At 58.4% G+C, this 25,968-nt stretch carries 14 protein-coding genes; 5 read left to right on the forward strand and 9 right to left on the reverse strand.

Annotation, left to right across the window (positions count from 1 at the left end):
• Positions 1-144: 144 nt before the first annotated feature.
• The 6 genes from ACHQGU_RS03685 to ACHQGU_RS03710 form a co-directional block, all read right to left on the reverse strand.
• The gene (locus ACHQGU_RS03685) at positions 145-1,299 is read right to left on the reverse strand and encodes an energy transducer TonB (protein ID WP_062143849.1); all 1,155 of its coding nucleotides are present in this window, start codon (positions 1,297-1,299) and stop codon (positions 145-147) included.
• A gap of 97 nt (positions 1,300-1,396) precedes the next feature.
• Positions 1,397-2,950 (reverse strand): c-type cytochrome, encoded by a 1,554-nt coding sequence (locus ACHQGU_RS03690; RefSeq protein WP_395495923.1) that lies wholly within the window; start codon positions 2,948-2,950, stop codon positions 1,397-1,399.
• Between the two features lie 62 nt (positions 2,951-3,012).
• Positions 3,013-4,794, reverse strand: coding sequence for a GMC family oxidoreductase (locus ACHQGU_RS03695; RefSeq protein ID WP_395495924.1), 1,782 nt, complete (start codon positions 4,792-4,794; stop codon positions 3,013-3,015).
• Positions 4,787-5,671 (reverse strand): gluconate 2-dehydrogenase subunit 3 family protein, encoded by an 885-nt coding sequence (locus ACHQGU_RS03700; protein WP_395495925.1) that lies wholly within the window; start codon positions 5,669-5,671, stop codon positions 4,787-4,789. The genes ACHQGU_RS03695 and ACHQGU_RS03700 overlap by 8 nt, the downstream gene beginning before the upstream one ends.
• Before the next feature lie 235 nt (positions 5,672-5,906).
• Positions 5,907-8,009 (reverse strand): M13 family metallopeptidase, encoded by a 2,103-nt coding sequence (locus ACHQGU_RS03705; RefSeq protein WP_395495926.1) that lies wholly within the window; start codon positions 8,007-8,009, stop codon positions 5,907-5,909.
• 626 nt (positions 8,010-8,635) lie between these two features.
• Positions 8,636-9,574, reverse strand: coding sequence for a transporter (locus ACHQGU_RS03710; RefSeq protein WP_082779707.1), 939 nt, complete (start codon positions 9,572-9,574; stop codon positions 8,636-8,638).
• 296 nt (positions 9,575-9,870) lie between these two features.
• On the opposite strand from ACHQGU_RS03710, the gene ACHQGU_RS03715 reads away from it, so the two are divergent.
• Entirely contained in the window at positions 9,871-12,318 is a 2,448-nt protein-coding gene (locus tag ACHQGU_RS03715; protein ID WP_062248189.1) for a membrane-bound PQQ-dependent dehydrogenase, glucose/quinate/shikimate family, read from the forward strand.
• Between the two features lie 72 nt (positions 12,319-12,390).
• Here the strand turns inward: ACHQGU_RS03715 and ACHQGU_RS03720 are convergent, their stop codons facing one another.
• Both ACHQGU_RS03720 and ACHQGU_RS03725 read right to left on the reverse strand, forming a co-directional pair.
• Complete coding sequence (locus ACHQGU_RS03720; RefSeq protein WP_052403928.1) at positions 12,391-13,101, reverse strand: GntR family transcriptional regulator; 711 nt, start codon at positions 13,099-13,101, stop codon at positions 12,391-12,393.
• An 80-nt stretch (positions 13,102-13,181) separates the two neighbouring features.
• Entirely contained in the window at positions 13,182-14,477 is a 1,296-nt protein-coding gene (locus ACHQGU_RS03725) for an FAD-binding oxidoreductase (protein WP_215754077.1), read from the reverse strand.
• 669 nt (positions 14,478-15,146) lie between these two features.
• On the opposite strand from ACHQGU_RS03725, the gene ACHQGU_RS03730 reads away from it, so the two are divergent.
• From ACHQGU_RS03730 to ACHQGU_RS03745, 4 genes are all read left to right on the forward strand, one after another.
• Positions 15,147-17,573 carry a TonB-dependent receptor gene (locus tag ACHQGU_RS03730; protein ID WP_395495927.1) on the forward strand — a complete coding sequence of 809 codons (2,427 nt, stop codon included), beginning with the start codon at positions 15,147-15,149 and terminating at the stop codon, positions 17,571-17,573.
• A gap of 9 nt (positions 17,574-17,582) precedes the next feature.
• The gene (locus tag ACHQGU_RS03735) at positions 17,583-18,866 is read left to right on the forward strand and encodes an MFS transporter (protein WP_395495928.1); all 1,284 of its coding nucleotides are present in this window, start codon (positions 17,583-17,585) and stop codon (positions 18,864-18,866) included.
• Positions 18,867-18,868: 2 nt separating this feature from the next.
• The gene (locus ACHQGU_RS03740; RefSeq protein ID WP_395495929.1) at positions 18,869-19,813 is read left to right on the forward strand and encodes a 2-hydroxyacid dehydrogenase; all 945 of its coding nucleotides are present in this window, start codon (positions 18,869-18,871) and stop codon (positions 19,811-19,813) included.
• A 279-nt stretch (positions 19,814-20,092) separates the two neighbouring features.
• Complete coding sequence (locus tag ACHQGU_RS03745) at positions 20,093-22,393, forward strand: TonB-dependent receptor (protein ID WP_395495930.1); 2,301 nt, start codon at positions 20,093-20,095, stop codon at positions 22,391-22,393.
• Positions 22,394-22,591: 198 nt separating this feature from the next.
• Here ACHQGU_RS03745 and ACHQGU_RS03750 read toward each other — a convergent pair whose 3' ends face one another.
• Positions 22,592-25,894 carry a TonB-dependent receptor domain-containing protein gene (locus tag ACHQGU_RS03750; protein WP_395495931.1) on the reverse strand — a complete coding sequence of 1,101 codons (3,303 nt, stop codon included), beginning with the start codon at positions 25,892-25,894 and terminating at the stop codon, positions 22,592-22,594.
• Positions 25,895-25,968: the final 74 nt, after the last annotated feature.

Genomic DNA, 25,968 nt, shown 5'->3' on the forward strand with positions numbered 1-25,968 from the left:
TTAGAATGGTTTTTTGGGAGTATTATTTTATGATAAGCAGTTGCGTTTTTATGGGCTATAATGGCATTAGATGTCCACTATACTTCCGGGTATTGGCATCTCTGAAAAACCGATTTTCGAGATACCGCTTCCCAGAACGTCCCCTCAATGCCGAATCAAAATATAATTAATCGTCAGATCAATATCAAAGTGGTTGCCCTTCATATCCGGGGGGACGGGTGGGAGCTGGGAGCCGCGGAACATGCCGGAGGTCGCTGCGTCCAGATAGTAGGAGCCGGCTGAGCCTGTCTGGTAGACGGACTTCACGCGGCCCGTGCGGTCCAGAACCACATGCACGGAGGAGCTGCCTTCTTCCCCGTTTCGGGCGGCCTCTTCCGGGTAGTACATGTGGCGCTGAATCCACTCGTTAATCTGCTCACCATAATCATCGCTCACACCGCGCACAGAGGTGCGGGAGGTGTAGTGCGCGTTAATCTGGCCGTTCTCCACCACAGGGCCAACGGAAAGGTCAATCGGGCCGCCAGAGCCACCCGGTCTGCCGTGGCGGGAACGGCGCGGGGCAGGAGCTTCGTTGAAGGAGAGGTCCATCGGGTTATCAAACGGGGAGGCCGCGTGGCGGCTGGGCGTCTGGGATGGGCGGGCGTGCGTCGTGGGGCGCGGCACCGCATGCGCCTGCGGCTTGTGGCCGGAGGGCGGGTGTGCGGCTTTAACCGGTTTGGGCGGCTGCGGCACGGATTTGGTCAGCCCGTCATCCGCTTCCGGCAGCGGCGGGGTGGCGGGCGTTTCTTCCGATGGCACGGTGGGGGAGGGCGGCCCTTCCGCCGGGGTCGGTTCAGCCTGTCCGGCTTTGCTGGGGGCCTTGCCGGAGTTGCCGCCACCGGCCTCATCAGAATGCGGGCCGACCATGCCGCTGGTGGATTGCGGCTGCGCGAAGACCATTTCCACTGGCGAGGGCTGCTGGCCATCCGGTGTGCCATGCGGCTGGTGGTGCGCGGCCTGCCACAGCAGGGCCCCCAGCAGCAGGAAATGGGCAAGGGCAGAGGCCGTCAGCACCGGGCCTATGGTGGGCTCAGCGTAAACTTCCCGGCGGATAATTGGCGTGGAGGTGCCTTTTACGCGGCGATAGCCCGAAGCCGGGCGGGCGACGGGCGTGGGGGAGGCGGTCAGCCGGTCCCGTTCACCATCCTGCGGGGCAGGTGGCGGCGTGGCAGCGCGTGCGGTGCCGGATGCGGAAGGGGGAACCAGTCGTGGTTCCTGCCCGTCCCGCCTGCGCGAAGAAGGGCTGAGCTTCGCCGTCATGAAGTGCCGGATCTCTCCTCCGCAAAAACCGTGCCAGTGGCTGACCGGTTGAAGCGGCTATTTTGCCATTGCTTCTGCATTGTTGCCACCCTGAATCCTAATTTGCCTTCATAGCAGGCTGCGGGGCGCTGTGTAATGCATCTTCTGGCGGCAGGTGGCCTGTGGGAACCGGGCCTGTTGCGGGTTTTGATGTGTCCTGCGAGACATCCTGTTCCGGTGCCCTGGGGGCGGAGCCGGGCTGCGCCGGGGCCGGGTCAATCGGGGTGGGCGGCGCGCTCTGCATGGTGGAGGGCGTCAGCCGCTTGCGCAGGTGGGCCACATCCACATCGCTGACGGCAGAGGCATCATTCCCCCATGCGTGGCGGATAAAGGTGACGACAGCCGCCACCTGTGCATCACTCAGCCGCTTGCCAAAGCCCGGCATGGTAAAGGCGGAGGGTGCTGCCTGCGTGCCATGCAGGGTGGCACCCGTCAGAACGATATGAATAAGGGAGTCCGGCGCGGCATTCATCACCACCGGGTTGCCCGCCAGCGGGGGGAAGGCCGGGGCGTAGCCTGCGCCGGTGCTGCGGTGGCATGCCGCGCAGTTATCCAGATAGAGCCGCTGCCCCTTTGTCAGCTTGCCGCCTGTGCGGAGGGCGCGCGTGGCGGCCGGGTCTGTCTGCCAGCTTTGCTCTGCGCCATTGGCAGCGGGCAGGGCCTTAAGGTAGCGGGCCATGGCTGTCAGATCATCATCCGTCAGATATTGCGTGCCGTGATGCACCGCCGTGTCCATGTTGCCAAAGGCGCTGCCCCGCATGTTCCGGCCCGTGCGCAGGAAGGCGGTCAGATCCGCCACGCTCCATGCGCCCAGACCCGTGCGGGGGTCTCCGCGCAGAGAGGGCGGGGTCCAGCCATCTACCGCCGCACCGCCTGCCAGATACTGCGGGCCATCCTGCGCCGTCAGCGCGGTTTCCTGCATGGCGAGCCCGCGTTTGGTGTGGCACGCGCCACAATGACCGGGGCCTTCCACCAGATACGCGCCCCGCGCCAGTTCCGGTGTGGGGAAGCTGCGTTCGGCTGATTGTCGCGCTGCATCAGGTGAGGGCGCAAACACCCACCGCCAGACAGTCAGCGGAAAGCGCATGGAAAGCGGCCACGGGATGCCATTAGGCCGCACGGCCTGCGCCACCGGCTGCACGCCATGCATGAAGTAGGCATACAGCGCGTGCAGATCCTCGTCCGTCATGCGGGCGTAGGAGGGGAAGGGCATGGCCGGGTACAGCGCTGCCCCGTCAGGCCGCACGCCTTCCCGAATGGCGCGGACAAACTGCGCTTCCGTCCAGTTGCCAATGCCGTTGGTTTTATCCGGTGTAATGTTGGAGGAATACAGCGTGCCAATAGGCAACTGGAACGCATACCCCCCGGCAAAAGAAGCGGAGCCGGGCACGGTATGGCAGGCCGCGCAGTCCGCTGCTGCGGCGACGTAGCGGCCTTTGGCGATCAGGTTCTGGGACGCAGTTTGCCCGCTGTCCGTGTTGGGCGCACTGGGTGCAGTGTGCGGGGATGTGTCCGGCTGTGCAGCGGATGTGTCTGCTGCGAAGGCGGGAGCACCAAGGCCTGCGATAAGAGCCAGACCGCACAGGAGAGGTGTAGAAAATCCCTTACTCATATTTACGTTTTTGGAAGCGCGCGGAAGAGATGGGGCTCTGGCCGGACTTTTGGAAGAATGGTTCATAGCGCCACCAGTGGGCCGCCATTGCCCTTTAGCCATTGGGTGCGGATATGGTGGGCGGACCAGTAGGCGAGGGCGGCGACCAGCCCCGTAGGGTTGTAGCCCATGCCCTGCGGGAAGGCGTTGGCCCCCACGACGAACACGTTCGGCACGTCCCAGCTTTGCAAATAGCGGTTGAGGGCTGAGGTTTTCGGGTCATCGCCCATCACGGCACCGCCGCACAGATGTGTGGTCTGATAGTCCCGCACGTCAAACGGTTTGCCCGGCTCCCGCATGCCGTAATGGGCATCCTGCGCGTCAAGGGCTTTGACCACGTTGGCAAGCTGGCTGATGACGTAGCGGTTCATGCGGATGTCATTATCTTTCCAGTCAAACGTCATGCGCAGCATGGGCTGGCCGTAGCTGGTGCGCCATGTGGGGTCGAGGTCCAGATACACATCGCGGTAGGCCATGTTGGAGCCTTGCGCATTGATGGTGAAGGAGTGGCGATACGTATCAATCGCCGCCTTTTTCCACGCACTGCCCCAGCGCGGCGCGCCCGGTGTGGAGGCTTTGGCCCCGGCAATGGGTTTCACCCCGGCCTGATTGACCCACAAGGGCGAGCCACCAATAAAGCCAAGCGGCCCGTGGTCAAAATTGTCGCTGTTGAAATCATCTATCGCAACACCGCCAGCGGAGCCGATAAACTGGTCCGTGCTGCGGGTAGGCGGCATCCAGACCGTACTGTTGGTGATGTTCTGATAGGTAAAGTTGCGCCCCACCGTGCCCGTGTTGCTGGCAGGATCATACGCTTTGCCAATACCGGAGAGCAGCATGAGGTGGACGTTATGGAACTGGAAGGCCGCCAGAATAACCAGCCCGGCAGGCTGGGTAATGTGGTTGCCCTCGGCATCCTGATAGACAACACCTGTGGCTTTCTTGCCTGTGGAGTCCAGCAGCACTTTCAAGACATGCGCGTTGCTGCGGAGCGTGAAGTTTTCATGCCGCCGGAGGGCGGGCATGATGTTCACGTTGGGTGAGGCCTTGGCATACATGTAACAGGCATAATCGCTGCAATAGCCACAAAAGTTACACGGCCCCATCTGCGCGCCATACGGGTTTGTATAGGGCTGGGACGCATTGGCGGCGGGCATGGCGTAGGGGTGATACCCGGCTTCCGTCGCCGCATGGCGGAACAGGTGCGCGGTATAAACGTCTTTCAGCGGCGGAAGCGGGAAGTCATCCGAGCGGTCAGGTGCGAAGATGTTGCCCTTGCCAGTCGCTTTGCCATTGACCGTATACGCTTCACCCGACGTGCCGAAGACTTTTTCCGCTTTATCAAAAAACGGTTCCAGTTCCGTATAGGTCACGCCGTAATCCTGAAGGTTCATGCCTTCGGGGATAAACTTGCGGCCATAGCGTTCAATTATGTGGCTGCGCAGGCGGAGGTCCTGCGGCGGCGCGCGGAAATGCACGCCCGTCCAGTGCAGGCCCGCACCACCTACACCGGCACCCGGCAGGAACGCTGCCAGCCGACGATACGGCACAGCTTCCTGATCCGAGCGGTTGCGGACTGTCACAGTCGTTTGCGCCGGGTTCTGGAACAGCTTGTAACGGACCGCCCCTTCCAGCTCATCCAGTGAGGACGGATAGGCTCCATCCCGCGCGGTGGAGCGGCGTTTGCCGCGTTCCAGCATGACGACGGAAAGGCCAGCCTCGCACATCTCCTTGGCCATGATGCTGCCAGCCCAGCCGCTGCCAACCACCACGACATCCACGGGGGGAAGCGTTTTTTCAGCCATGCTCAGCACTCTCCCCGGCAATGGAAACGGGGCCGTAGGGGTAGGGGGTGTCATACCGGTCCACCCAGTCCATGTAATCACCCCGCGCACCGGGGAAGCCCATCATCAGCCAGCCCGCCATGTGGCGGTTGCCGCCGTGGAGCGGGTCGGCAAAGGCTCCCTCGATCGTGTCGGACCGCAGTTGTTCAAAAAAGGTGGCAGCGGGGAGCGCGTCAAACTGCGTGGCGTTCTGTTCCAGCGCGGTCAGAATGCTGTCCTGCACCTCTGGCGCGAGGGTTTCAAACGCCGCCTGGTGCGTCTGCTGCACCCAGGCCATCACGCCAGCCAGACCCACCTTGTAAATCTGCTGCGGGCTGTAGGGGAGCTGATAGCCCAGATTGGCCGGGGCATCCGGGCGGTGCGGGCCTTGCATGTACCACAGCTCGCCACGGCCCCACGGAGTGTCCATCTGCCCATCAATAAAGTGCGGCACGCCAAGCGCGATAGCCCCCGGTCCCTGCGCATCCGCCGGGAAAATCCGCTCACAGGCAGCACTCAGCAAGGCAAATTCCGCCGGGCTGAAAAAGCGTGGGGTGTTGGGCTGGATGGGCGGAGCTGGATGTGTGGACGGGGCGGTTCCCGGTGCAGCGTGGTCCGCTGCGGCCTGCGCGGCAGAAGGAGCTGCCACGGTCCCTAATGCCAGCGCGGCGGCTCCGGTGCCCAGACCCTGCACCACATGGCGGCGGGTTGGAGGGCATAGGGCCGTGGCTGGTTCTGGGGGCTCGGCACTCTGTTGTGCGGGGTGGGTCTGGGCAGGGCTGGCCGGAGCGGCATGGGTATGCGGTGGCTGCTCGGTCTGCGGCGCTGCGGGATAAAGGCGGTTCGGCATGTCAGGCATCGGCGGCTCTTTTTCGTGGACGGGGGATGACCTCAGTCGGTCCCCGGCCCCGCTCCAGCAGCTCTGTTGCGTGACCGTTCTTTCTCCATGGTTAGCGGACCGGGGGCGCAGAAACAAGGTTACGCCCCCGGTCCGGCATGCCCGGAGCGGCGGATGCAGGCGGCCTGAGCCCAAAAAAAGGGCGGCTCCCCGTAAGGTGCCGCCCCCTTTCTGCTCGTGCTTAAAAGCTGGTTTATTACCAGATTTTCACGCGCTGCTTCGGCGTCAGATACAGGGCCTGACCCGGTTTGACATCCCATGCCTTGTACCAGGCATCAATGTTGTGCATCGGGATGTTCACACGCGCTTCCGGCGGGGAGTGCGGGTCAGTCACGATCAGGTTTTTGACCGTGTCATCCCGCAGCTTCTCGCGCCAGACCTGTGCCCAGCCGAGGAACACGCGCTGGTCACCCGTCAGGCCATCAATAACCGGAGCAGGCTGACCGCCCAGAGAGGCATGATACGCATCCAGAGCCAGCGTCAGGCCACCAAGGTCAGCAATGTTTTCACCCATGGTCAGCTTACCGTTGACGTGCACGCCCGGCAGCACTTCAAACGCATCGTACTGCGCACCGAGGCGATCAGCCAGCTTCTGGAAGCGGGCGGCGTCGGCCTTGGTCCACCAGTCACGCAGGCGGCCATGTTCGTCAAACTGACGGCCTTCATCATCGAAGGAGTGGGTCATTTCATGACCAATCACCCCGCCAATGGCCCCGTAGTTCACGGCGGCGTCGGCCTGCGGGTTGAAGAACGGCGGCTGCAGGATGGCGGCCGGGAACACAACCTGATCAAACAGCGGGTTGTTGTAGGCGTTCACCGTCTGGGGCGTCATGTCCCATTCGTTCCGGTCCACCGGCTTGTCCAGACGGGCCAGCCAGTAATCCCACTCAAACGCAATGCCGTTTTTGGCGTTGCCGTAGACATCACCCTTGGTGACGTTCAGGCTGGAGTAGTCCCGCCATTCGTTGGGGTAGCCGACCTGAACTTCAAAGTTTTCCAGCTTGCGCAGAGCGGCTTCCCGCGTTTCCTTGCTCATCCATGTGTTGTGCTGGAGGCGGATGCGGAAGGCGTCCTTCAGGTCACCCGTCAGCTTCTGCATGGCGGTGCGGTTTTCTGCGGGGAAGTAGCGCTCCACATAGACCTTGCCCAGAGCCATCCCCATGGCGGCACTGGTAGCCTGCACGCCACGCTTCCAGCGCACGGGCAGAGCCGGCTGGCCGGACAGGGCTTTATTGAACGTAAAGCGGGCCTGCACAAAGGCGTCCGGCAGGTAGGTGGTGGCGTTTTCTACCGTATGGAACGCCTGCCATGCCTGAAGCAGACCGATATCTGCGGTAGCGAGAATGGCGGCTTCACCCGTAATGGCCGTGGGTTCACCCACAATCACGGTGCGGTTTTCAAGCCCGTCTGCCGGCAGGCCGGCAGCGGTCAGCCAGGCAACCCAGTCAAAGCCCGGAGCGGCTTTGGCCAGCGCGGCCACCGTCATCGGGTTGTAGGTTTTCTGCGGGTCGCGCAGGTCGGTGCGGGCCCAGTGGACTTCAGCCAGTTTGGTTTCAAACGCCACAATGGCGGCAGCGGCGTTTGCCGGTTCCGGCCATTTGATCAGCGTGAGCGCCTGCGTGATGTAGGTCTGATAGGCGGCGCGCTTGGCGGCGAATTCCGGCTTCAGATAATAGTCACGGTCCGGCAGGCCCAGCCCGGCCTGATCCACATCCAGCGCGTAGCGGGTCGGGTCCTTGGCGTCCGGGTTGATGCCCAGAGAGAACGGGGACGTCATGAAGTTGGTGGACGCAGAACCGGAGAGCGTTGCAAACGCTTTGGCGTCGCGCATCTTCAGGATGCTGTCCAGATCGCCCTTCATGGGCTTCGTGCCCTGCTTCTCGATGGATTTTTCATCCATGAAGGAGGCGTAGAAGGTGCCCAGCTTTTCCTCAATGCTCCTGGGGTGCTTGACCGGGTGAGCGGAAAGGTCGTTCAGGATGCTCTGCACCCGCGTGCGGGAGAGTTCAGCCAGCGCGTTGAACGGGCCATAGCTGGTCATGTCTGACGGAATGGTCAGGTGGTCCAGATAGGTGCCGTTGGCGTATTTGAAGAAGTCGTTGCCCGGCTTTTCTGCAGTGTCACGCCCGGCAAGATCGACACCCCATGTGCCAAAGGAGGCCTGAGGCACAGCCGTGGGGGCTGCGGCCTGCGGGGTGGTGTCTGCACGGGCAACGCCTGCAACGCTGCTCAGGCCGAGGCCGGCAGACAGAAGCAGGGCCACACGACGTGACAATTTGGCATGACGGCGCACTGTCATGAAATCTTCCTATATTCTGGTCGGGGACGGGAACTGAAGCTCCTCCCCCGTCGTTTTGTGGAACAGACTGTTCCGGTGTGGGGATAAAAGCATGCCATGCCGGAAATGCCTACCCTGCGGAATGAATTGGCTTTCCGGGGCCAGAGCCGGTCCGGAGGGGCTTTTTCTGAGCAGTTGCAGCCAGCGGGAAGGGAGGGGCGGATGGCCTCATGCTTCCGGGTGGAGGCGCAACTGAAGGGGTGCTCGCCCATTGTGCCGAGGTACGGAATGGTGGGTGCGGTCTGTCTGTCAGAACCTTAACGCCCCTGATGCGTGCGGTCGGGGTCGGCGCGGTGCACAACACGGTGCAAAGTAGGTGCTGAGGAAGAGAGGTGCGTCGTGCAGAAAAGGAAACGGACGGAGCTTTAGAGCGCGCTGAGGGATAGGGGGTAGATTATGGGGAGAGCGGAGTCGTCTCTTGAGACGGATAGATTTCGTGAAACATAAAAGTTTTCACTGAGGGTTTTAAATTCAACAATGCTGAATTTTTTGTCCGGATAGAGAGAAGCTGTGTCTGAATTCTTTTTTGAAAACAGTAGCTTGCTCGGTGGGGTCTTACGGGAATTTTGAGTAGTTCCCTGAGATTTTCACCAGAGATAAACGAATTTCATGTAGTAGGCGTTGGTTTCCGGCGTATTCCGCCCTTCCACGCTGTGGGAATAACGCGTTGTCAGGCTGATGTTTTTGGTCAGCGTGAACATGGCGCCCACCCCCATGGCGACCTCCCGGCTGCTGGAATTATCAATCCAGTTCTGCACGGTGCGGTCCCGCGTGCCCGCAGTATTCTGCCAGTCAAACGCCAGGAAGGGTTCAACCACGCGGTGGGCTTTCCAGCTGAAGCGCAGGTTGCTGTGGAATGTTGTGCCGGGTGTGTAACTATGTTGCCCATCAACGTGTTTTGTCATGTTGACGATGGCGCCAAGATCACCATCAAAGCTGAAATGCTTCCATTCATAGTCAAAAATGAAGCTGGAGAGGTTGGACCAGTAATGGGTGGCAAGGGCGTCCCGCGTGCCGCTGGGGGTTTGTAAAAAGGTCTGAATCCCGAAGGTGCTGTGTTTATTGGGCTTGAACCACACCGCCGGGCCGCTGATGGTGCCGCCAAGCCCGCCATAATTGGTGCCGTTGGCCAGCGTGTAGGATTCGGTCTGGATGACTTCAAACGCAAAGCCGACATGGGGGAGGGCGTCAAAACTCCTGAAATGCACGTATTTTGTCATGCCTGCCCAGGTGTGGCTGCCGCCCTGCGCCTTGCGTGCGCCCTGGCTGTTATAGGTCGATCCGGCCGCATTGCCGTCCCCATACTGGACCAGAACATTAAAAGGCTTGAAATCGACCGGAAGATCGTATTCATGCGGGCCGATAATAGCCAGAGGAATATCCGCCGCCTTCGCGGTGGAGACACCGGAGAGCCCCGCCAGAATCGTAAAGAACGCAGCCTGACGAATAGGAAAAATATCCGTTGGGCACAGGATTTTGCGCGGGGAGAGAGGGCTGAAAAGGGCGAACAATACGGAGCGGGGCATAACGGACTGATACTTTTTAATTGGCAACGGTTTCAAACACATCCTACACAGCGCGGCCTGCGCTTATGGCCAGCGTAGTGGAACGTCGCATCCACTAATGAAGATGTTTAGGAAGGACAGCGTATCACGAACAGGTGATCATTTTATAAATCACACAAAAGTTATTTAAAGCTTGTCTGAATGAATGATCAGTAGCAAGGGACAGTGAGACGCTGACAGAGAAGGAAAAGGAACAGGGTATCATAAAGATTTTGGTAAAATTCTGTCGTTAATGCATAAAAAATTGTGAGGTTAAAATGAAGCCGACCTTAACGAGGTCATTAGGGCTTATAACCGGTGTAGCGCTTGCGTTGGTGGGGCTATACCTCGTCATCGCAGGCGGGCAGCTCGCGTTCCTTGGCGGTTCGCTGTTCTACCTTTTTGCCGGTCTTGTCCTGATTGTAACGGGCGTTCTTGGCCTTGTGCGGCCAAAGACGGCACCGCTTGTTTATGCCGCCCTTATGCTGGTGACCCTTGTGTGGGCGCTGGCCGAAACGGGCCTGAACATCTGGGGTCTTGAAGTCCGTCTTATCACCTTCCTGGTGTTTGGTGTGTGGCTGCTGGTTCCGGCTGTATGGGCAACAGGCCGCGGCTGGATGGCGGATAAAGCAGCCCTTCTGGGCAGCGTTGCCGTAACCGGCGTCGTGCTGCTGGCAAGCTGCTTTACGTCCTATTCCATCAACGGTACCCTGTCCCCCGAGCGTATGGCCGCGAGTGACCCGACTGCCGAGACCGATAACAACATCGCCAATGCTGACTGGCATTATTACGGTCGCACGGCGCATGGGGACCGGTATTCTCCGCTGAGCCAGATCACCCCGCAGAACGTCTCTCACCTGAAGCTGGCCTGGCAGACGCAGACGGGTGACACCGCCCGCGCGGGTGAAGCCGCTGTGGCTGGCCCGGATCAGGGGCATGAGTTCAACCTTGAGGTGACCCCCATCAAGGTGGATGACACCTTGTATATGTGTACGCCCCACAGCTGGATTGTGGCCATGGACGCCGCAACCGGTAAGATCAAATGGACGTATGACCCGCACCCCGACAAAAAAGATGTGGCGGCAAACGTGTATCTGGCCTGCCGTGGCGTGTCCTATTATCAGGCCCCGGAAGGCGCTCAGACTTCCTGCCCGAAGCGCATTTTCTCCCCCACGGCCGATGTGCGTCTGGTGGCTGTGAATGCAGAAACCGGCAAGCCGTGTGATGACTTTGGTGAGCACGGGTCTATTTCCCTGCGCACCTATCTGGGCAATGTGCCGCTTGGCTTCCACTTCGTCACCTCTCCGCCGCTGGTTGTGAAAGACCGCGTGGTGCTGGGTGGCTGGGTGATGGATAACCAGGCCAACTTTGAACCCTCTGGTGCTGTCCGTGCGTTTGACCCGATGACGGGTGAACTGGCATGGGCCTGGGATGCTGGCCACACGCCGGAAAACTGGAAGCCCGGCCCGAATGACGAGCTGACGCGTGACACCCCCAACGCATGGGGCGTGTATACGGCAGATCCGGAACTCGGCCTGCTCTACATCCCCACGGGGAACTCCCCGCCGGATAACTGGGGTGGCACACGTCGCCCGTTTGACGAAGCAACCTCCAGCGCTACCATTGCTCTGGATATTGAAACCGGCGAACGCAAATGGACCTTCCAGACCGTGCATCACGATCTGTGGGACATGGACATTCCGGCTGGTCCGTCTCTGGTTGATCTGCCCGGCCCGAATGGCGAAAACATTCCCGCACTGGTGCAGGCAACCAAACGTGGCGAATTCTTCGTGCTCGACCGCCGCACCGGCCAGCCTGTTCCGGGCTACCCGGTTGAAGAAAAGCCGGTTCCGACAGCTGGTATTGCACCGGATGACCATGTGTCTCCCACCCAGCCGTACCCGGTTGCCATGCCCTCTCTCACCCCGCCGGATCTGAAAGAAACGGACATGTGGGGGGCAACGCTGCTGGATCAGCTCATCTGCCGTATCCAGTATAAATCCTCCGCGTATGAAGGGCAGTTTACGCCCCCGCACGTTGGGAAAACCACCATCGTTTATCCGGCCTTCTACGGCGTAGTGGACTGGCAGGGTGCAACGGTTGACCCGGTTCGTAAGGTTCTGCTTGCCAATGCCAGCTACCTGCCGTTCCGCATCAAGCTGGACCACCGCACCGGACTGGAACAGAGCGGCGCTCTGCCCAAATGGAATGGCGACGGCAATGAACCCACACCCAAGGGGAACGCTCTGGCTATCTCGCCGGATTACGGCACCCCGTATGTGGCCTACACCAACCCCTGGCTGAACCCGCTGCAGATCCCCTGTAAGGGGCCTGTCTGGGGCACCATGACGGCGATTGACCTGGTGACGAAGAAAATCATCTGGCAGCACCCGATTGGTACCACGCGTGATACCGGGCCTTTCCGCACCCACAACAACCTGCCGCTGCCCACGGGCATGTATAATATTGGCGGTAGCGTTGTGACCAAGGGCGGCATGGTCTTTATCGGCGCAACGGCTGACGACTATCTGCGCGGGATTGACCTTGCCACGGGTAAGGTGATCTGGCGTGACCGTCTGCCCGCTGGTGGTCAGGCAACGCCGATGTCCTACTCCGTTAATGGCAAGCAGTATGTGCTGATTGCCGCCGGTGGGCATGGTGGCCTTGGCACCCGCTCTGGTGACTACATCCGCGCGTATGCGCTGGATGACGCCGCCGCAAAATAACGCGGTAGGTCTGGCAGTCTTTTAAAGGACTGCCAGCCTTTCCGGGCAGTTTGAAAAGCCGGCTCCGACCTTTTACGAGGTTGGGGCCGGCTTTTTTTTACGGGGTGTGCGGGGGGCTGCTGATGTGCGGCCTTGCGGGCGGGATCGGGCACTCAGCAAAATGGCGCTGCGCAGGTGGGTATACATTTCTGCCCGCGCGACACCGGCATCTCTGCGCCGGATGGCATCCAGAATGCGCTGGTGGCCTGCAAGGGTTTCTTCCACCGAGTAGTCCGGCAGGGACACCAGATTACCGACGCGGGAAAACCAGATCTGGTCGTAACTGATTTCAAGCTGGCGGCGGAGGAGCTCGTTTTGCGCGCCCTGGGCAATCAGCACATGGAACTGCGTGTCCAGCCGTTCAAACTCATAAAACTGTTTGGCGTGTCCTGCTTCAGCCTGTTCATTCAGGCAGGCCTGAATGGTTTCAATCAGGGCTTCATCCGCACGTTCGCAGCACAGGGCGACGGAGGCCGTCTCAATCGCTTCACGAAATTCGTAAATCTGCCGGATGCTGTCATGAGAGGGGGAGGCGACAACATAAAACCGCCCCTTCCGCCCAATCAGCTTATCCTGATGCAGGCGTTGCAGGGCTTCACGCACAGGCGTACGGCTTACGCCATAGCGGCGGCCAATCTCCTCCTCCTGCAGGACGGTGCCGCCCTGCACGCGGCTGTCAATCATATCGCGGCGGAGGGCGGTATACAGCTCTTCACCAGTCAGGGAGGGGCGACTGTCAGTCATTGGTCCATCATAGCCGGTTCCGGGGGGACAAGTATGAGGGCTTCTTATCTGAAAGTCATGCTGTGGTGAAATAACACGGGTCAGCGGCCCGCAGAGGTTTCTCCATTGCAGCCAAAACGCTCCAGCGTGAAATGTTCCCGACCGAGCGTATCCTGCTCCCCGGCAATCAGATTGGCCATGAGTTTACCGGCAGCCGGTCCCACTCCAAACCCATGCGCGGAAAAGCCTGTCGCGACAAACAGGCCGGGATAGCGGGCAACGGGGGAGAGAATGGGCAGGGCGTCTGGCACAACATCAATCACGCCCGCCCACATCGCGGCAACGCGGGTTTTTTCAAACACCGGCATGTCTTCCCGCAGGCGCTGCATGGTGCGGGCCAGTGTCTTGCGGTCCGGGGCCGGGTCACACGCGCGGTAGTGTTCAAATGGGTTGGGGCGGCCTTTTCCGAATTGTCGTTCCTGTTTGAGTTCTTCCACAAAGGAAGAGCCGACACGCACGCTCAGCAGTTTTTTCTGTTTCAGAAAATTCGGCATGAATTCCCGCATGAAGCGGAAAGAATCTGGCGTGACGTATGTGATGGAGGAATTGCGCTGGGCAACAGTATAGCCGCCGTCCATCCGTTTCCGCACGGAGAAACGGGAGGAAGCGATAATGGGGTCTGGCCCACCCTCCATAGGCTCCGTGCGCAAAACGGAGGCAATCACCTTGAGTTGTGGCAAGACAATATCGACCGTTTTGCACAACCAGCGGGACCAGATGCCCGCCGCAACCACAACGGCGGAGGCACTGATGCGTCCGGTTTCAGTTTCAAACCCACAGGCGCGGCCGCCCTGAATATCAATGCTTTTGACAGCCGTATCCGGCAGGATCGTCACGCCTGCGGCTTCGGCCTTGCGCACCAGAAAACGCATGGCGAGATCAGGCTCCGCCCGCCCATCGCCAGGACTGTAAAGTGCGCCGGCCCATTGGCCCCGGCTTTGTGGCAGCAGGGTGTGTATTTCCGGCTGGCCCAGTTCACGCGCATCAAACCCATGCGTGCGGGCGGCGGCCAGCCAGCCTTCCAGAGTGTTCCACTCTTCTTTATCCTGCGCGAGGGATAGCAGGCCACAGCGCGTATAGCCAAAATCGCCTTCTTTTGCCCATTGTTGCCAGAGCGGACGGCTGGCGACAGCCAGAGGCAGTTCCTCCATGGCCTGACTGATGGTGCGCACCCAGCCCCAGTTGCGGCTGGACTGTTCATAACCCGGGCGACCTTTGTCCAGAACAGCAACAGAGAGGCCTTTTTCGCGCAGAAACAGCGCAGTGCACAGACCAATAATGCCACCACCAGCCAGAATAACATCATAATGGAGCGGTGCAGACGACGGCTTTGTCATGATGACCAGAATCTCCGTTGCAAAGCGTTTAAGAGCAGAACTTTTTCGGCATACTGAAAATAGGGATAAACGCTGGCGTGAGTCTTGGGAAGAAGTTTTTGTATGCTGAATTGTATGCGTCTGGGTAGAACAGCAGACTCTTTTATGAACAGGAAATGGATTTAAATTTTAGAAAATATGATGATTTAAAAAGAATAAAATCACAAATAGGAAATGAATTTTTGAGGTTATTCAGGCCTGAAAGATACGGGAAAGAAAAGATTTTCGGAGGCCGGTGAAGATGCTGGGGTGAGGGGGGAAGAATCAGATTGGAGTGCTTCCTCATAAAGAAAGTTAGGAGATTTTCAGGGGTGAGGGCTTTTTGGGAAAGCTGAGAATCCCGTAGCGGAAATATTATATTATTTGGAAAATAAAAGATAAAACCCTTTTCTCATAAGGGTATGTGCAGTTTTTCTGCGTTGGGTTGCCGGAAATTAATAGTTCCGTTTTCAAAACATGATTGACAGGCGTGCGCCGGATAAGACTAATCTCGGTATACCGAAATTTGGGATGAAGAATTGCCAGTGTGATGGTGCCGGTTCCCCGTATACCGAAGACCCGGCGGGGGCGGACCGTGGCACACTCTCAGACCAGACAAACAACGCCTTGGCCTGTGACAGGAGACGTAATGTGCGCCGTCTTTCAGCAAATTCTGTAAGTCTTTTTTGTGTTGCGGTTCTGGCGGCGGGCAATACGGCCTCCGCACAGGCGGAAACCGGTAAGGATACTGTGCGCAAGCGGACGCCCGTGAGAGCAACAGGCCGCGCATCAGCCAGTCCTGCGTCCGTCCGCCCGGCACGGAAAGCGGGCCCCCTGATGGCGGGAAAAGCTGAAGAAATTACGGTCAGTTCCGGCCTGACGCCCAATGGTGTTTCAGGCCGTTCCGCTGGTGGCGGCATGATGCCGAAGCAAACAGATCCCTTTGCAAAAAGTGGTGTGACACGGGACTATATTGCCGCACAGGCCCCTGCAACCAATGCGCTGACTCTGTTGCGGAATGTGCCGGGGGTTGTGGTGGCCTCGGCTGACCCGACGGGGGCGACAGACCGTATGAGTGTCTCCATTCGCGGGATGAACCAGAACGAACTGGGTTATGAACTGGAAGGCATGAACCCATCGGACGTTCTCTACTACTCTCCTACGTCCTCCGGCTGGGCAGACACGGAAAATGTCGGGTCTGTAACGGTAACACCCGGTGCGCCGGATCTGATGGCCCCAACCTTCAGCGCGGTGGGTGGGTTGATTAGCGAAAAGCTGCGGGATCCGTCCCATAAATTTGGCGGTTTGCTGGACCTCACCTATGGCGGCAACAACATGCGGCGTGAATTCCTGCGGCTGGATAGCGGGGAGTGGGGCCATACCGGTATTCACAGCTTTGCATCTTTTTCTGATACGCAGGCGTCCAACTGGCGTGGGCCGGGTGGGCTGCACCGCTGGCACATAGACTTCAAGGCAAATAAGAAGTGGGGCGATGGCAACAGCATTTCCGCCTTCATGTCCTATAATGACGTGCAGGAAAATCTGTATACTTACCCCACCATGGCGCAATGGAATGCCTATGGCATAAACTATAATTACAGCAAGAATTTTACCGGCAGTAATACAAATTATTACAAATTCCACCAGTATGAATGGAAACATGCGCGCGCCAGCGTGCAGATGAAGTTCAAGCTGGCGGAAGGGTTGAACCTCTCAGTGACCCCGTACATTTTTGATGTAGATGGCACGGTGCAGGGCGGCAGCACGCTCAACCAGAACACGGCGTTTCTGGGGGCAGAGTCTGCCAGCCCGCTCCAGTTTCCGGACGGGTCGGCGTCTTCTCAGGTGGCGCAGTCCAATGATACGTTCCATGAATCCACTTTTGGGATCAATAGTGTTCTGGACTGGAAAAAAGGCCATAATGACCTCCAGTTTGGCTACTGGTATTCCTACATCAATTATGCGGAAGACCCGACATATTCTCTGCCGGATGCCGCAGGGAACGCCAGCAGGTGGGGGCAGGACCCTGTTCTGACAGCATCCGGTGCAGCACTTAAGCAGTGGGATGCGCATGTGATTCAGCAGACCAACACGCTGAGCCTGATGGACACCTATTCCCTGTTGCATGACCGCCTGAAAATTTCAGCAGGTTTCAAGGAGGCCATGATTACCCGCACGGCAACCAACCTGATGCCCGGTGCCACTTACGCAACCGGCTTTAGCGATGCGCAGCCTCTGCCGCGCGTGGCGATCAGCTATCAGATTACGCCGCGGGATCAGGTCTATATCAACGGGACCACGGCCTTCCGTGAGGCCGCAGCCATTACGCCCTCTGTGGACATGTTCAGCTCCTCTACCGGTCAGATGACGTCACGCCATGTGACAGGCGGGATGAAGCCGGAATACTCCATCGCGGAAGAACTGGGGTATCGGCATTACGGTAAGTATTTTAACCTGTCTCTCTCTTTCTTTAACTACAATTTTACCAACAGGCAGATTACCAGCAGCTCTCTGGTGGAAGGGACAACCATCACCACGTCGCTCAACGGGGGTGGCCAGACCACGCGCGGGATTAGCGGGGAAATCAGCCTGCCGCGCTGGCATCACTTCACGCCGTATTTTTCTGGCCAGTATCTGCATGCCACGACAGATAATAACCTCGCTTCCAACGGTACCTATCTGCCAACGGCCGGGAAAGTCGCTGTGCTCAGTCCCAAATTCAGCGGCTCCATTGGTCTGTCTTATGATGATGGGCATGTGTTCGGGAATTTCGCCTTCAATTACGTGGGGTCTGAATATTCGACCTTCATGAATGATGAGAAAATTCCCTCTTATGAAACAGCCAATCTGGGTATTGGCTACCGGTTTAACGATGTGTTCTTCCTCAAACGCCCGCAGTTGCAACTGAACCTGACCAATCTGGGCAACAACCACTATCTGTCCGGCGCATGGGGGCTGACAACCAATGCCCATAATACGCTGGCCACGGACGGGCATACTGTTATCAAGGGAAGCGCACCGACTTACATTACCGGTGGTAATTTTACCGGCCTTGTCAGCTTCACGTCGGGGTTCTGAATGACAAACATGCCGCACCCGCCCTCCAATGCCCGTCTCTGGCTCTCTGTGCTGGCCACAACGCTGGGGGGCGTTCTGGAATGGTACGACCTTATTCTTTACGGCCTTTTTGCCGTAACCCTGTCTCACCTGTTTTTCCCGGCAACAACGGCCGGGTTTTCCCTTCTGCTGAGCCTTGGCAGTTTTGGGGTGGCGTTTGTGGCACGCCCCATTGGCGCGGCATGGCTTGGCTCCTATGCGGACCGAAAAGGGCGCAGGCAAGGGCTGGTGCTCTCGTCTTTGCTGATGACGGTCGGGACCGGCCTTCTGGCCGTTGTGCCGAGCTACGCTACAATCGGGCTGGCTGCCCCCTTAATCGTGGTGTTTTCCCGCCTGTTGCAGGGGTTTGCCGCTGGTGGGGAATTTGGAGGGGCCGCCACCATGCTGGCGGAGCGCAGCCCAAAATATCGCGGGGTGTATTCCAGCTTGCAGTGGTCTGCCGGTGGGGTGGCTGTCACGCTGGCGTCTGCTGTGGCCTGGCTGGTGCATCAGGCATTTAGCGAGGCACAAATTCTGGCATGGGCCTGGCGGTTGCCGTTTGCGCTTGGCATGGTGCTGGGACCGCTTACGGCCTGGCTCCGGTTGATCAGTGATGAATCCCCGGAGTTTAGACGGCAGGAGAATCATCAGCCCGTGCGGGAAGTGATCCGGCATGAGCCTTTGCGCCTGTTGCTGGGGATGGGGCTGGTGAGTGCTGGGGCCACTGGGAGCTATCTGAATATCTACATGCCCACGCTGGCAAAAACCCAGCTGCATCTGGGGGATTCCGTCTCTTTTATGGGAACAATGGTCTCAGGCATTTTGACCATTCTTCTTCCGCCTCTGTTTGCCTTGCTGGGGGATAAAGTCGGGCGGCGGGGCATGATGGCCGTTATGGCGGTTGCAGGCGGTGTGATGGCGTGGCCGTTGTTCCATTTTCTGGTAGCCTTTCCGTCCGGCCTGCATCTTGTTCTGGTGCAGGCATTTCTGGTGACAACCGTCTATTGCGGGTATTATGCGTCCGTACCGGCTCTGTTTGCCGAGATCTTTCTGCCGCGCAACAGGACAACCGCCATTGCGTTAAGCTATGCACTGGGGCAGTTAGTTTTTGGTGGGTTTACCCCCATGATTCTTTCTGTTCTGGTCACTTATTTTCAGGATAAAGCGATTCCAGGTCTTTATCTTCTGGGAACAGTGGTGCTGAGTCTGGCGTGTCTGGCCTGTACGAGGCAGTATGCAGGACGAGGGCAATCGTTAACGAGTGGGGAGCGGTAAACATGGTGTGTCTGGTCATCAAGCAGGGAGGCCCCGCAGCACTTCCTGAATGGAAAGCCCTGTTCGCCCGCCTCATGCCCCGGCTTGCGGTGCGGGACTGGGATGACCCGACGGTGGACCCCGCCCATGTGGATTACGCGCTGGTCTGGAAGCCCGAGCCGGGGCGGCTGGCAAAAATGGTCAATCTGAAAGCCATTCTGAGTGCCGCCGTGGGTGTGGACCATATTACCTGTGACCCGACATGGCCTAAAAACGTGCCGCTGATCCGCATGGGCGGGGAAGAACCCGTCCTGCAGATGGAAGATTACGTGCTGTGGGCCGTCTTTTCCATTTTGCGGGATGCGGCCACCTGGCGTGTGGGCCAGCAGGATAAGGTCTGGACGCGGCAGACTGGACCAGCCCGAACCTCTGCCGAGATGAAGGTGGGGGTGATGGGCCTTGGCAGCCTCGGTGCCCCGGTGGCTATGCGGCTGGCGCGTGCGGGCTTTCAGGTCTCCGGGTGGGCGCGGCATGCCAAAACGCTGGAGGGTGTGACCTGTTACGCGGGCACCAAAGGCCTGAGCGGCTTTCTGCATGCGTGTGACACACTGGTCTGCCTGCTGCCGGAAACCCCGGAGACCACCGGCATGGTGACGTATGATGTGCTGGCCCAGCTCCGCAAGCCTGCCGGGTTGATTAATGTGGGGCGTGGCCCGCTGGTGGTGGAAGCCGATCTGCTGCGGGCCTTGAATGACGGCACACTGCATACGGCCGTGCTGGATGTGTTTGACAAGGAACCCCTGCCTGCGTCCTCGCCATTGTGGACGCATCCGCGTGTCATCATCACCCCGCACGCGGCAGCGGATTCCTCGCGTCCGGCGCGGGCGGCGTATGTGGCGTCTGTTATTGAGGCGCTGGAGCAGGGGAAGGATGTGCCCCTGCGGTATGATCCCGCAAAAGGCTATTAAGGCTTCCGCTCTGAGGTGACGCCTTTATGTGACTGTTGCGCGAAAAGAGAGCCTGAACGTCATTCCATGCTTGCAAGAGCGGGGGAGCAGCCTTCATACGGAGGCTGTTTTTCAGGGTGACTAAAGCTGGCCACCCGCGTTGCATTCTCTGACAGGCCTGAGGGGGCGGAGGGCTGGCTCCGTCTTTTCGTGCCGGGTTCAGGATCATGAAGGAGTGGTCTTATTTTCTACCGTGGTCAAAAAGCTGTCTCCCGCCGTAAAGCGGGCGTAACCAGACGGATGAGCAGGCTCAGCACGGCGCTGACCATGGTGGGGATGATGCCTGTCTGGTGCGCTGCGGCGCAGGCTGAAGGGGCTGCATCTGATGGGAAGGTCCATCATCGTGCAGGCCCGGTACGGCACGCCAGCACGGCAAAGCCCGGCCCGGTGATGGCGCGGCAGACAACGGCGGTGGATGTCAGCGCGCGGCGGCATGATTTTGCGTATCAGGAAGCCCAGCATATCCCGGACGCTACCACGCGCATTACGGCGGAGCGGCTGACGGAACGGGGCGTGGTCACGCTGCGCGGGCTGGAACGGGTGGCCCCAAACCTGACCATTCAGAGCATTAACGGCACGGCCTCCACCAATTTCTATCTGCGCGGGGTGGGGTTTAATGACTTCACGCAGAACAACATGGCCCCCGTGCTGACCTATGTGGATGATGTCGCCTTCCCCTATTCCTCCATGACCAGCGGCATGATGTTTGACCTCGCCGGGGCGAGTGTCACCCCCGGCCCGGTGGGCACGGAACACGGGCAGTCCGACACGGGCGGGGAAGTGCATCTGCACACCAATGACCCCACGGACACATGGCATTTTGGCGCGACGGAGGACATTGCCTCCTACGCCCGCAGCCGGAGCGAGGCGTATGTGTCCGGCCCGCTGGCGCGTGGGCTGAGCTTCCGTCTGGCCGGGCAGACCCAGCATGGCGGCGGCTGGCAGACCAACCCGCTGAATGGCGACCATCTGGGGGATGCGGACCTCTGGGCTTTGCGCGGCAAATTGCGCTGGAAGCCGGATGCGCACACGACCATTCTGCTGGGCGGACATTTTACGCAGGATAACAGTGAGGTTGTGACGGCGGTGCCCGTGCATCGGCTGATCGGCACGCAGCCTCTGCCGGATATGGCATCCTGGCAGCAGGCGGAGTGGTCGTCGCGCCCGGAATTTGCAAAACTGATTGGCCGTAAGGCGGGGATCAAGCCGAGTGAACATAACCAGTTCTGGGGTGCGGACCTGCATATCGACCATGATTTCGGACCATTGACCCTCAGCGCCATCAGCGCGTTCGAGACGGAACGGCAGGGCGAATATACTGATCAGGACGGCACCGCACTCTCGCAGGCAGATACGTATCGCACGATTGATGCCAATACATTCACGCAGGAACTCCGGCTCCATTCCTCCAACACGCAGGACAAGCTGCAATGGGTGGTGGGCGCGCATTATCAGCGCACGCGGATGAACCAGCGGTTCTTCTTTGATTATACAGACTACACGCCTGCACGCGGCTATATGATGGCGACCAATTTTGGTCTGAATCAGGAAAGTCTCTCAGAATTCGGGCATGTGAGCTATCGCCTGCCGCATGGCGTGATGATCTGGGGCGGTCTGCTTCATGAGCGGGATGAACGCTCTATCACGGGACTGAAATCTCAGATTTTTGGTGGTGCAACCACGAACTTTCACGGTGAGAGCACCACGTCTGACCAGTTTGCCGGGCAGGTTGGCGTCTCCTGGCAGATGCTCCAGCATGCGCTCGTCTATTATAAAATGAGCAAGGGCTTCAAACCCGGCGGCTTTACCGCCAACAATACCCAGATTCAGGCACAGCTTGACCCGTTTAAGCCGGAAACGGTGCTGACGTATGAAGTGGGCTTCAAATCCGACCCTATTCCGGACAAGCTGCGCATCAATGGTGCTGCGTTTTACAACGATTTTCACAATCAGCAGATTCTGGGCACGGTGCTGATCCCCAATTACGGACCGCTGAGCGAAATTACCAACGCGCCAAAGTCCGAAAGCTGGGGGTTTGAGGGCACCATTGAGGCGCATCCGTTCAGCCATTTGCATCTCACGCAAAATCTTGGCTGGCAGCGGGGGAATTTTCAGGATTTCCCGACGGTAAACCGCGCCAAGACCAACGCCTATTACGCGCAGCATGGTGTGTGGAAAGCCATTAACGATAATTTTAGCGGGGTGGATAACGGCCAGCCCAAGCTGACGCTGAATGGCTCGGCAGAGTGGCGGCAGCCGCTGGCGCGCGCTTATACGCTGGAGTTCGGGCCGGACTGGCAGTATCGCGGCAGTCAGGCCATCACACCGGGCGGCACCGGCTTTTACCGCCTGCCGCCGTATTTCCTGCTGGGGGCGCATGTGTCCTTCCGCTCCGCATCCGGGCGGTGGGAAGCCACGGTTTATGCCCGCAATATCCTCAACCGCCGGTTTGCGGAAAGCGGCGGACAGGCCACCACAACCTACTTCTACATCCCCGGAGAACCGCGCTTTATTGGGGGACGGATTTCCTGCGCGTACTAGGGCGTTAGAGTGGGTTGGCGTAAGGTCTGGTGGCGTACTGATTACGAAAATCCAAGCCCGCGTTGATGCCACGGAAACGGCTGTAACGAATTGGGCCGCTACAGGAATTTTACCTGTAACGGCCAAATAGTTTAGACCGATCGACGTACTGCATAGGCTATTAGAAAAAATACCCTATGCTTTTTACATCAGATCACATCAGAAGTGGACACCGATTGAGGCCTGGAAGGAACGGCCGAGAATGACATCGTAATAGCGTGTCAGGCCCACTGTTCCCACACCTTTTGGAAGCGCATTGAAAACGTTGTTCATCATGAAGTTGAAGTTAAGATTTTTCGTGATTTTGTAGCCAATTGTCGTATTGAAGTAAAAGAAGTCCGGACGGCTGTTAAATGTTTCTGCATATTCACTGGCGGTCACGTTAAATTTGGACGGGCCGTAATAGATCGTCTGCCACTGCACAAAAAGCGGACCACGCACATAATCCAGATTAGCGGTAAACGAATCTTTGGGGGAGCTCGTGCTGCCAACCTGAGGGTAGGTCGCGCCCAGGAATGTCTGCGTATTCTTGACGTAGTGGTTGTAGTTTACGCCGAGGTTAAACGCACCCCAGTTCACAAACCGTTCGCCAAAGCGGGACAGCGGAATGTAGTAGTTCAGCTTTGCTTCAAGAGCCTGCATATGCTGATTGGCAATATTCACGAAGCCTTCCCGATAATCCGTGACCTGATGGGTGTCTGGGTCACGTGAGAACATGCTGCAATATTTGTTGGGGAACGAGGCGGAATCATAGCAGGCACTCATGATGTCGCTGATGCCCAGATCCTCGATTTCATTGCTGATGGTTACATCAACAAAAGAGGCGTCCAGCTGCAAACCCTGAATGAAATGCGGCATGAAGTGCAGCGTTCCCGTATAGCTGTGGGAAACCTCGTTCTGCAAATGCGCGTTGCCGCCATCAGTTCCGTAAATACCGTAGTTCACGATATTCGAAACAAAGCCTTTCGGAATACCCTGTTTGGCGCAGTTGGCTGCACGAACAGCGGGGTTGGGGCCGTTGGCAATATCTTCCTGAGCACAGGGATCACTGGCCATGCTGTTGACGCGGCTTGTGGGAGAAAACAGTTCCGTGACGGACGGATTACGAACCGACTGGGCATAATTTCCGCTAAAGCCAAAATCTCTGGTGGGCCACCAGCTGCCACCAAACATGTAGGTCCAGTAGCTGCCGGTCATGCTGTTGTTAATGTAGCGTCCATTGGCTGTAGCTGAAATATGATAAGCCCCCGGCACATGCATGTCCGGGGACACGATTGGCACATCGAGTTCCCCGAAGACTTCATGTGTGCCGTAAGCCCCGCTGGTATTGGGGGTAGGAATTTCGTCACCATACTGGCGGCGGCTGCCATCAGACAGCACTTCACCATTCAGAATGCTGCCTGCATTGAAGTCATAAGATTCCCAGCGGTGCTCGTAACCCAGATCCCAGCGCACATCTCCTGCGGGCAGTTTGAGAATGGTGCTGTGAATTTCAGCCTGAACGTCAAGCTGCTTATTGGTGTTGCTGGGGTTAACCCATGACGTAATGTATTTGAGTGCCGCCTGACTTTCCTGACCACGCCCAAAGACATTCAGGGGGGCGCAGGTCTCGCTCCGGGTCTGGGCTGTGGAGTTGGTATAACCGGGCGCACAGCCAATGGAGCCATCAGGAAGTGTTACGGCATCCAGTGCGTTAATCAGGTTGTTGGTATCCACCATCAGGGTTTTGGTGTTGCTGAGATACTCGCTGTATTCGCTCTTAACACTCCAGTCGAAATGGCGGCCTATGGCGTCGAAATCACCATTCAGACCGCCCTGAAAGCGATACATCTGGTTTGTGGTGGTGAAGGCACCCTCCCCAAAATCCTGGTTGGCGCGAGAGAGGTAGAACGTATCCGTCGGCTGGCCGGCAGCCTTAAGGGAATTGATGATGGTGCTTCGTTCTGCCGATGTCAGATACGGGTTGGCCGTGCTTAAAACCAGATTGCCATTAACGTAACTCTGCGGGTCAGCATCAAAATTAGCACGCGTCAGCGGACTGCCTTCAAACGTGGCAGAATAATACAGGCCCTGATTAACGGAGCTCTTTGCCTGCCCGCGCTGGTACCAGCCCTGCCATGTGGCATGCAGGTGAGGGGTGAAGTCATAATGTCCCAGCGTTGTCAGATTCAGAGAATTCTGCGGCGTATAAAGCTGGTCATAATTTTCAAAGGAAAGACCGTTCCCGCCAGCGGTGTAATAATTACTGCGTGTGACTGTGCCTGTCAGGGGGACAAGAGATTGCCCGTTCGGGCTGAACTGCAAAACACCCCCGCCCGCAGCGGCGATACCACCAGACGCTTTGCCGAAAGACGAAGGATTGAGGTTGCCATTGATAAGCGGGATGCCGGTTGCGCTCAGCTGGCTGAAACGCTCGTTGCGGGTCAGGACATAATAATAGGGTGAATCGCTTGTCAGCGCCGGCCACAGATAGGTCTGTGCTTCACTGCCGATGCTTTTGGCGCGATCATTGTAAACGAGGCCGTCCGCGTTACGATATTCTACGTCAAAGACGATGCCGCCTTTGTCATGGTCAAAGCTTGTGCCGTATTTCAGGTAAACCTTTTCCTGCCCGCCATCCAGTTTCTGGGTCCAGTTTCCCTGTGCGTTGAAATCAAGCCCTTTGAAATGATCATCAAGCTGATAGTTAACGACACCGGCCACGGCATCGGCACCGTATGCTGCACCCGCGCCCCCGTAACGGGTATCAATCTTTTTCACCAACGACGTCGGAATGGTGCCCACATCCACCTGTGACCCACTGCCTGCGCCATAAAGTGAGGCTGTCGCGCCACCAACCATACGCATGCCATCAATCAGCGTAAGGGTTCGCTGATCCCCCAAAGCGAGCAGACCACTGAAGGTCTGCCCGGCCCCCCATGAGCCCTGACTGCCGACGGGACTGTTTGACGGGACAGAAAACGCCGGGTTTTCCCGCAGCAGGGCGAGGCCAAGGTTGGTGTATCCCCGGGCCGCAAGCTGCTTGGCGTCCAGCGTGCTACCGGCCATGACGTTACTCAGGCGCGTCTGGGAAAGACGGGTGCCTGTAACGGTCACATCTTCGCTTTTGCTGCTCTTCGTGACAGCGGACGTCTTCTGGATGGTGTCGGTCTTCTCGCTTGTGGCACTTGCCTGTGTCGTGCCTGCGGTTCCGGTGGGCGCAGCCGTGGCCGTCGATGGCGTTGTGGCAGAAGACGATGCGGCGGTGGTGGTCTTTTTGGCGGTGGTTTTCTTCTTCTTGCTTTTGGCCGGGGAGACAGAACTATGTGACGCTGCCGTGGTGGCGGCTTTCGCGCCATCGCTGTTCCAGCCAGCAAACGTTACTGCGGCACCAATGAGCAGAACCTTTCGCAAGGCTGGTCTGGACGGAAATTGTTTAGATTTCTTCTGATCATACCGAACAGATAGAAGAACAGTGCTCATTCAACCAGCCTCCGTATGTCGCCCTGGGTGACCGCAGATGATTTCATCGCGATACAAGCAACTTCACCGCATAT

Origin of the sequence: Acetobacter sp. KSO5 (genome assembly GCF_044094635.1) — a bacterium.
GTDB classification, from domain to species: domain Bacteria; phylum Pseudomonadota; class Alphaproteobacteria; order Acetobacterales; family Acetobacteraceae; genus Acetobacter; species Acetobacter cerevisiae.

What these genes read in the sequence shown, in the direction of transcription:
- ACHQGU_RS03685 (WP_062143849.1), bottom strand. Translation starts at nt 1,299, where the DNA reads ATGACGGCGAAGCTCAGCCCTTCTTCGCGCAGGCGGGACGGGCAGGAA.
- ACHQGU_RS03690 (WP_395495923.1), bottom strand. Translation starts at nt 2,950, where the DNA reads ATGAGTAAGGGATTTTCTACACCTCTCCTGTGCGGTCTGGCTCTTATC.
- ACHQGU_RS03695 (WP_395495924.1), bottom strand. Translation starts at nt 4,794, where the DNA reads ATGGCTGAAAAAACGCTTCCCCCCGTGGATGTCGTGGTGGTTGGCAGC.
- ACHQGU_RS03700 (WP_395495925.1), bottom strand. Translation starts at nt 5,671, where the DNA reads ATGCCTGACATGCCGAACCGCCTTTATCCCGCAGCGCCGCAGACCGAG.
- ACHQGU_RS03705 (WP_395495926.1), bottom strand. Translation starts at nt 8,009, where the DNA reads ATGACAGTGCGCCGTCATGCCAAATTGTCACGTCGTGTGGCCCTGCTT.
- ACHQGU_RS03710 (WP_082779707.1), bottom strand. Translation starts at nt 9,574, where the DNA reads ATGCCCCGCTCCGTATTGTTCGCCCTTTTCAGCCCTCTCTCCCCGCGC.
- ACHQGU_RS03715 (WP_062248189.1), top strand. Translation starts at nt 9,871, where the DNA reads ATGAAGCCGACCTTAACGAGGTCATTAGGGCTTATAACCGGTGTAGCG.
- ACHQGU_RS03720 (WP_052403928.1), bottom strand. Translation starts at nt 13,101, where the DNA reads ATGACTGACAGTCGCCCCTCCCTGACTGGTGAAGAGCTGTATACCGCC.
- ACHQGU_RS03725 (WP_215754077.1), bottom strand. Translation starts at nt 14,477, where the DNA reads ATGACAAAGCCGTCGTCTGCACCGCTCCATTATGATGTTATTCTGGCT.
- ACHQGU_RS03735 (WP_395495928.1), top strand. Translation starts at nt 17,583, where the DNA reads ATGCCGCACCCGCCCTCCAATGCCCGTCTCTGGCTCTCTGTGCTGGCC.
- ACHQGU_RS03740 (WP_395495929.1), top strand. Translation starts at nt 18,869, where the DNA reads ATGGTGTGTCTGGTCATCAAGCAGGGAGGCCCCGCAGCACTTCCTGAA.
- ACHQGU_RS03745 (WP_395495930.1), top strand. Translation starts at nt 20,093, where the DNA reads ATGAGCAGGCTCAGCACGGCGCTGACCATGGTGGGGATGATGCCTGTC.
- ACHQGU_RS03750 (WP_395495931.1), bottom strand. Translation starts at nt 25,894, where the DNA reads ATGAGCACTGTTCTTCTATCTGTTCGGTATGATCAGAAGAAATCTAAA.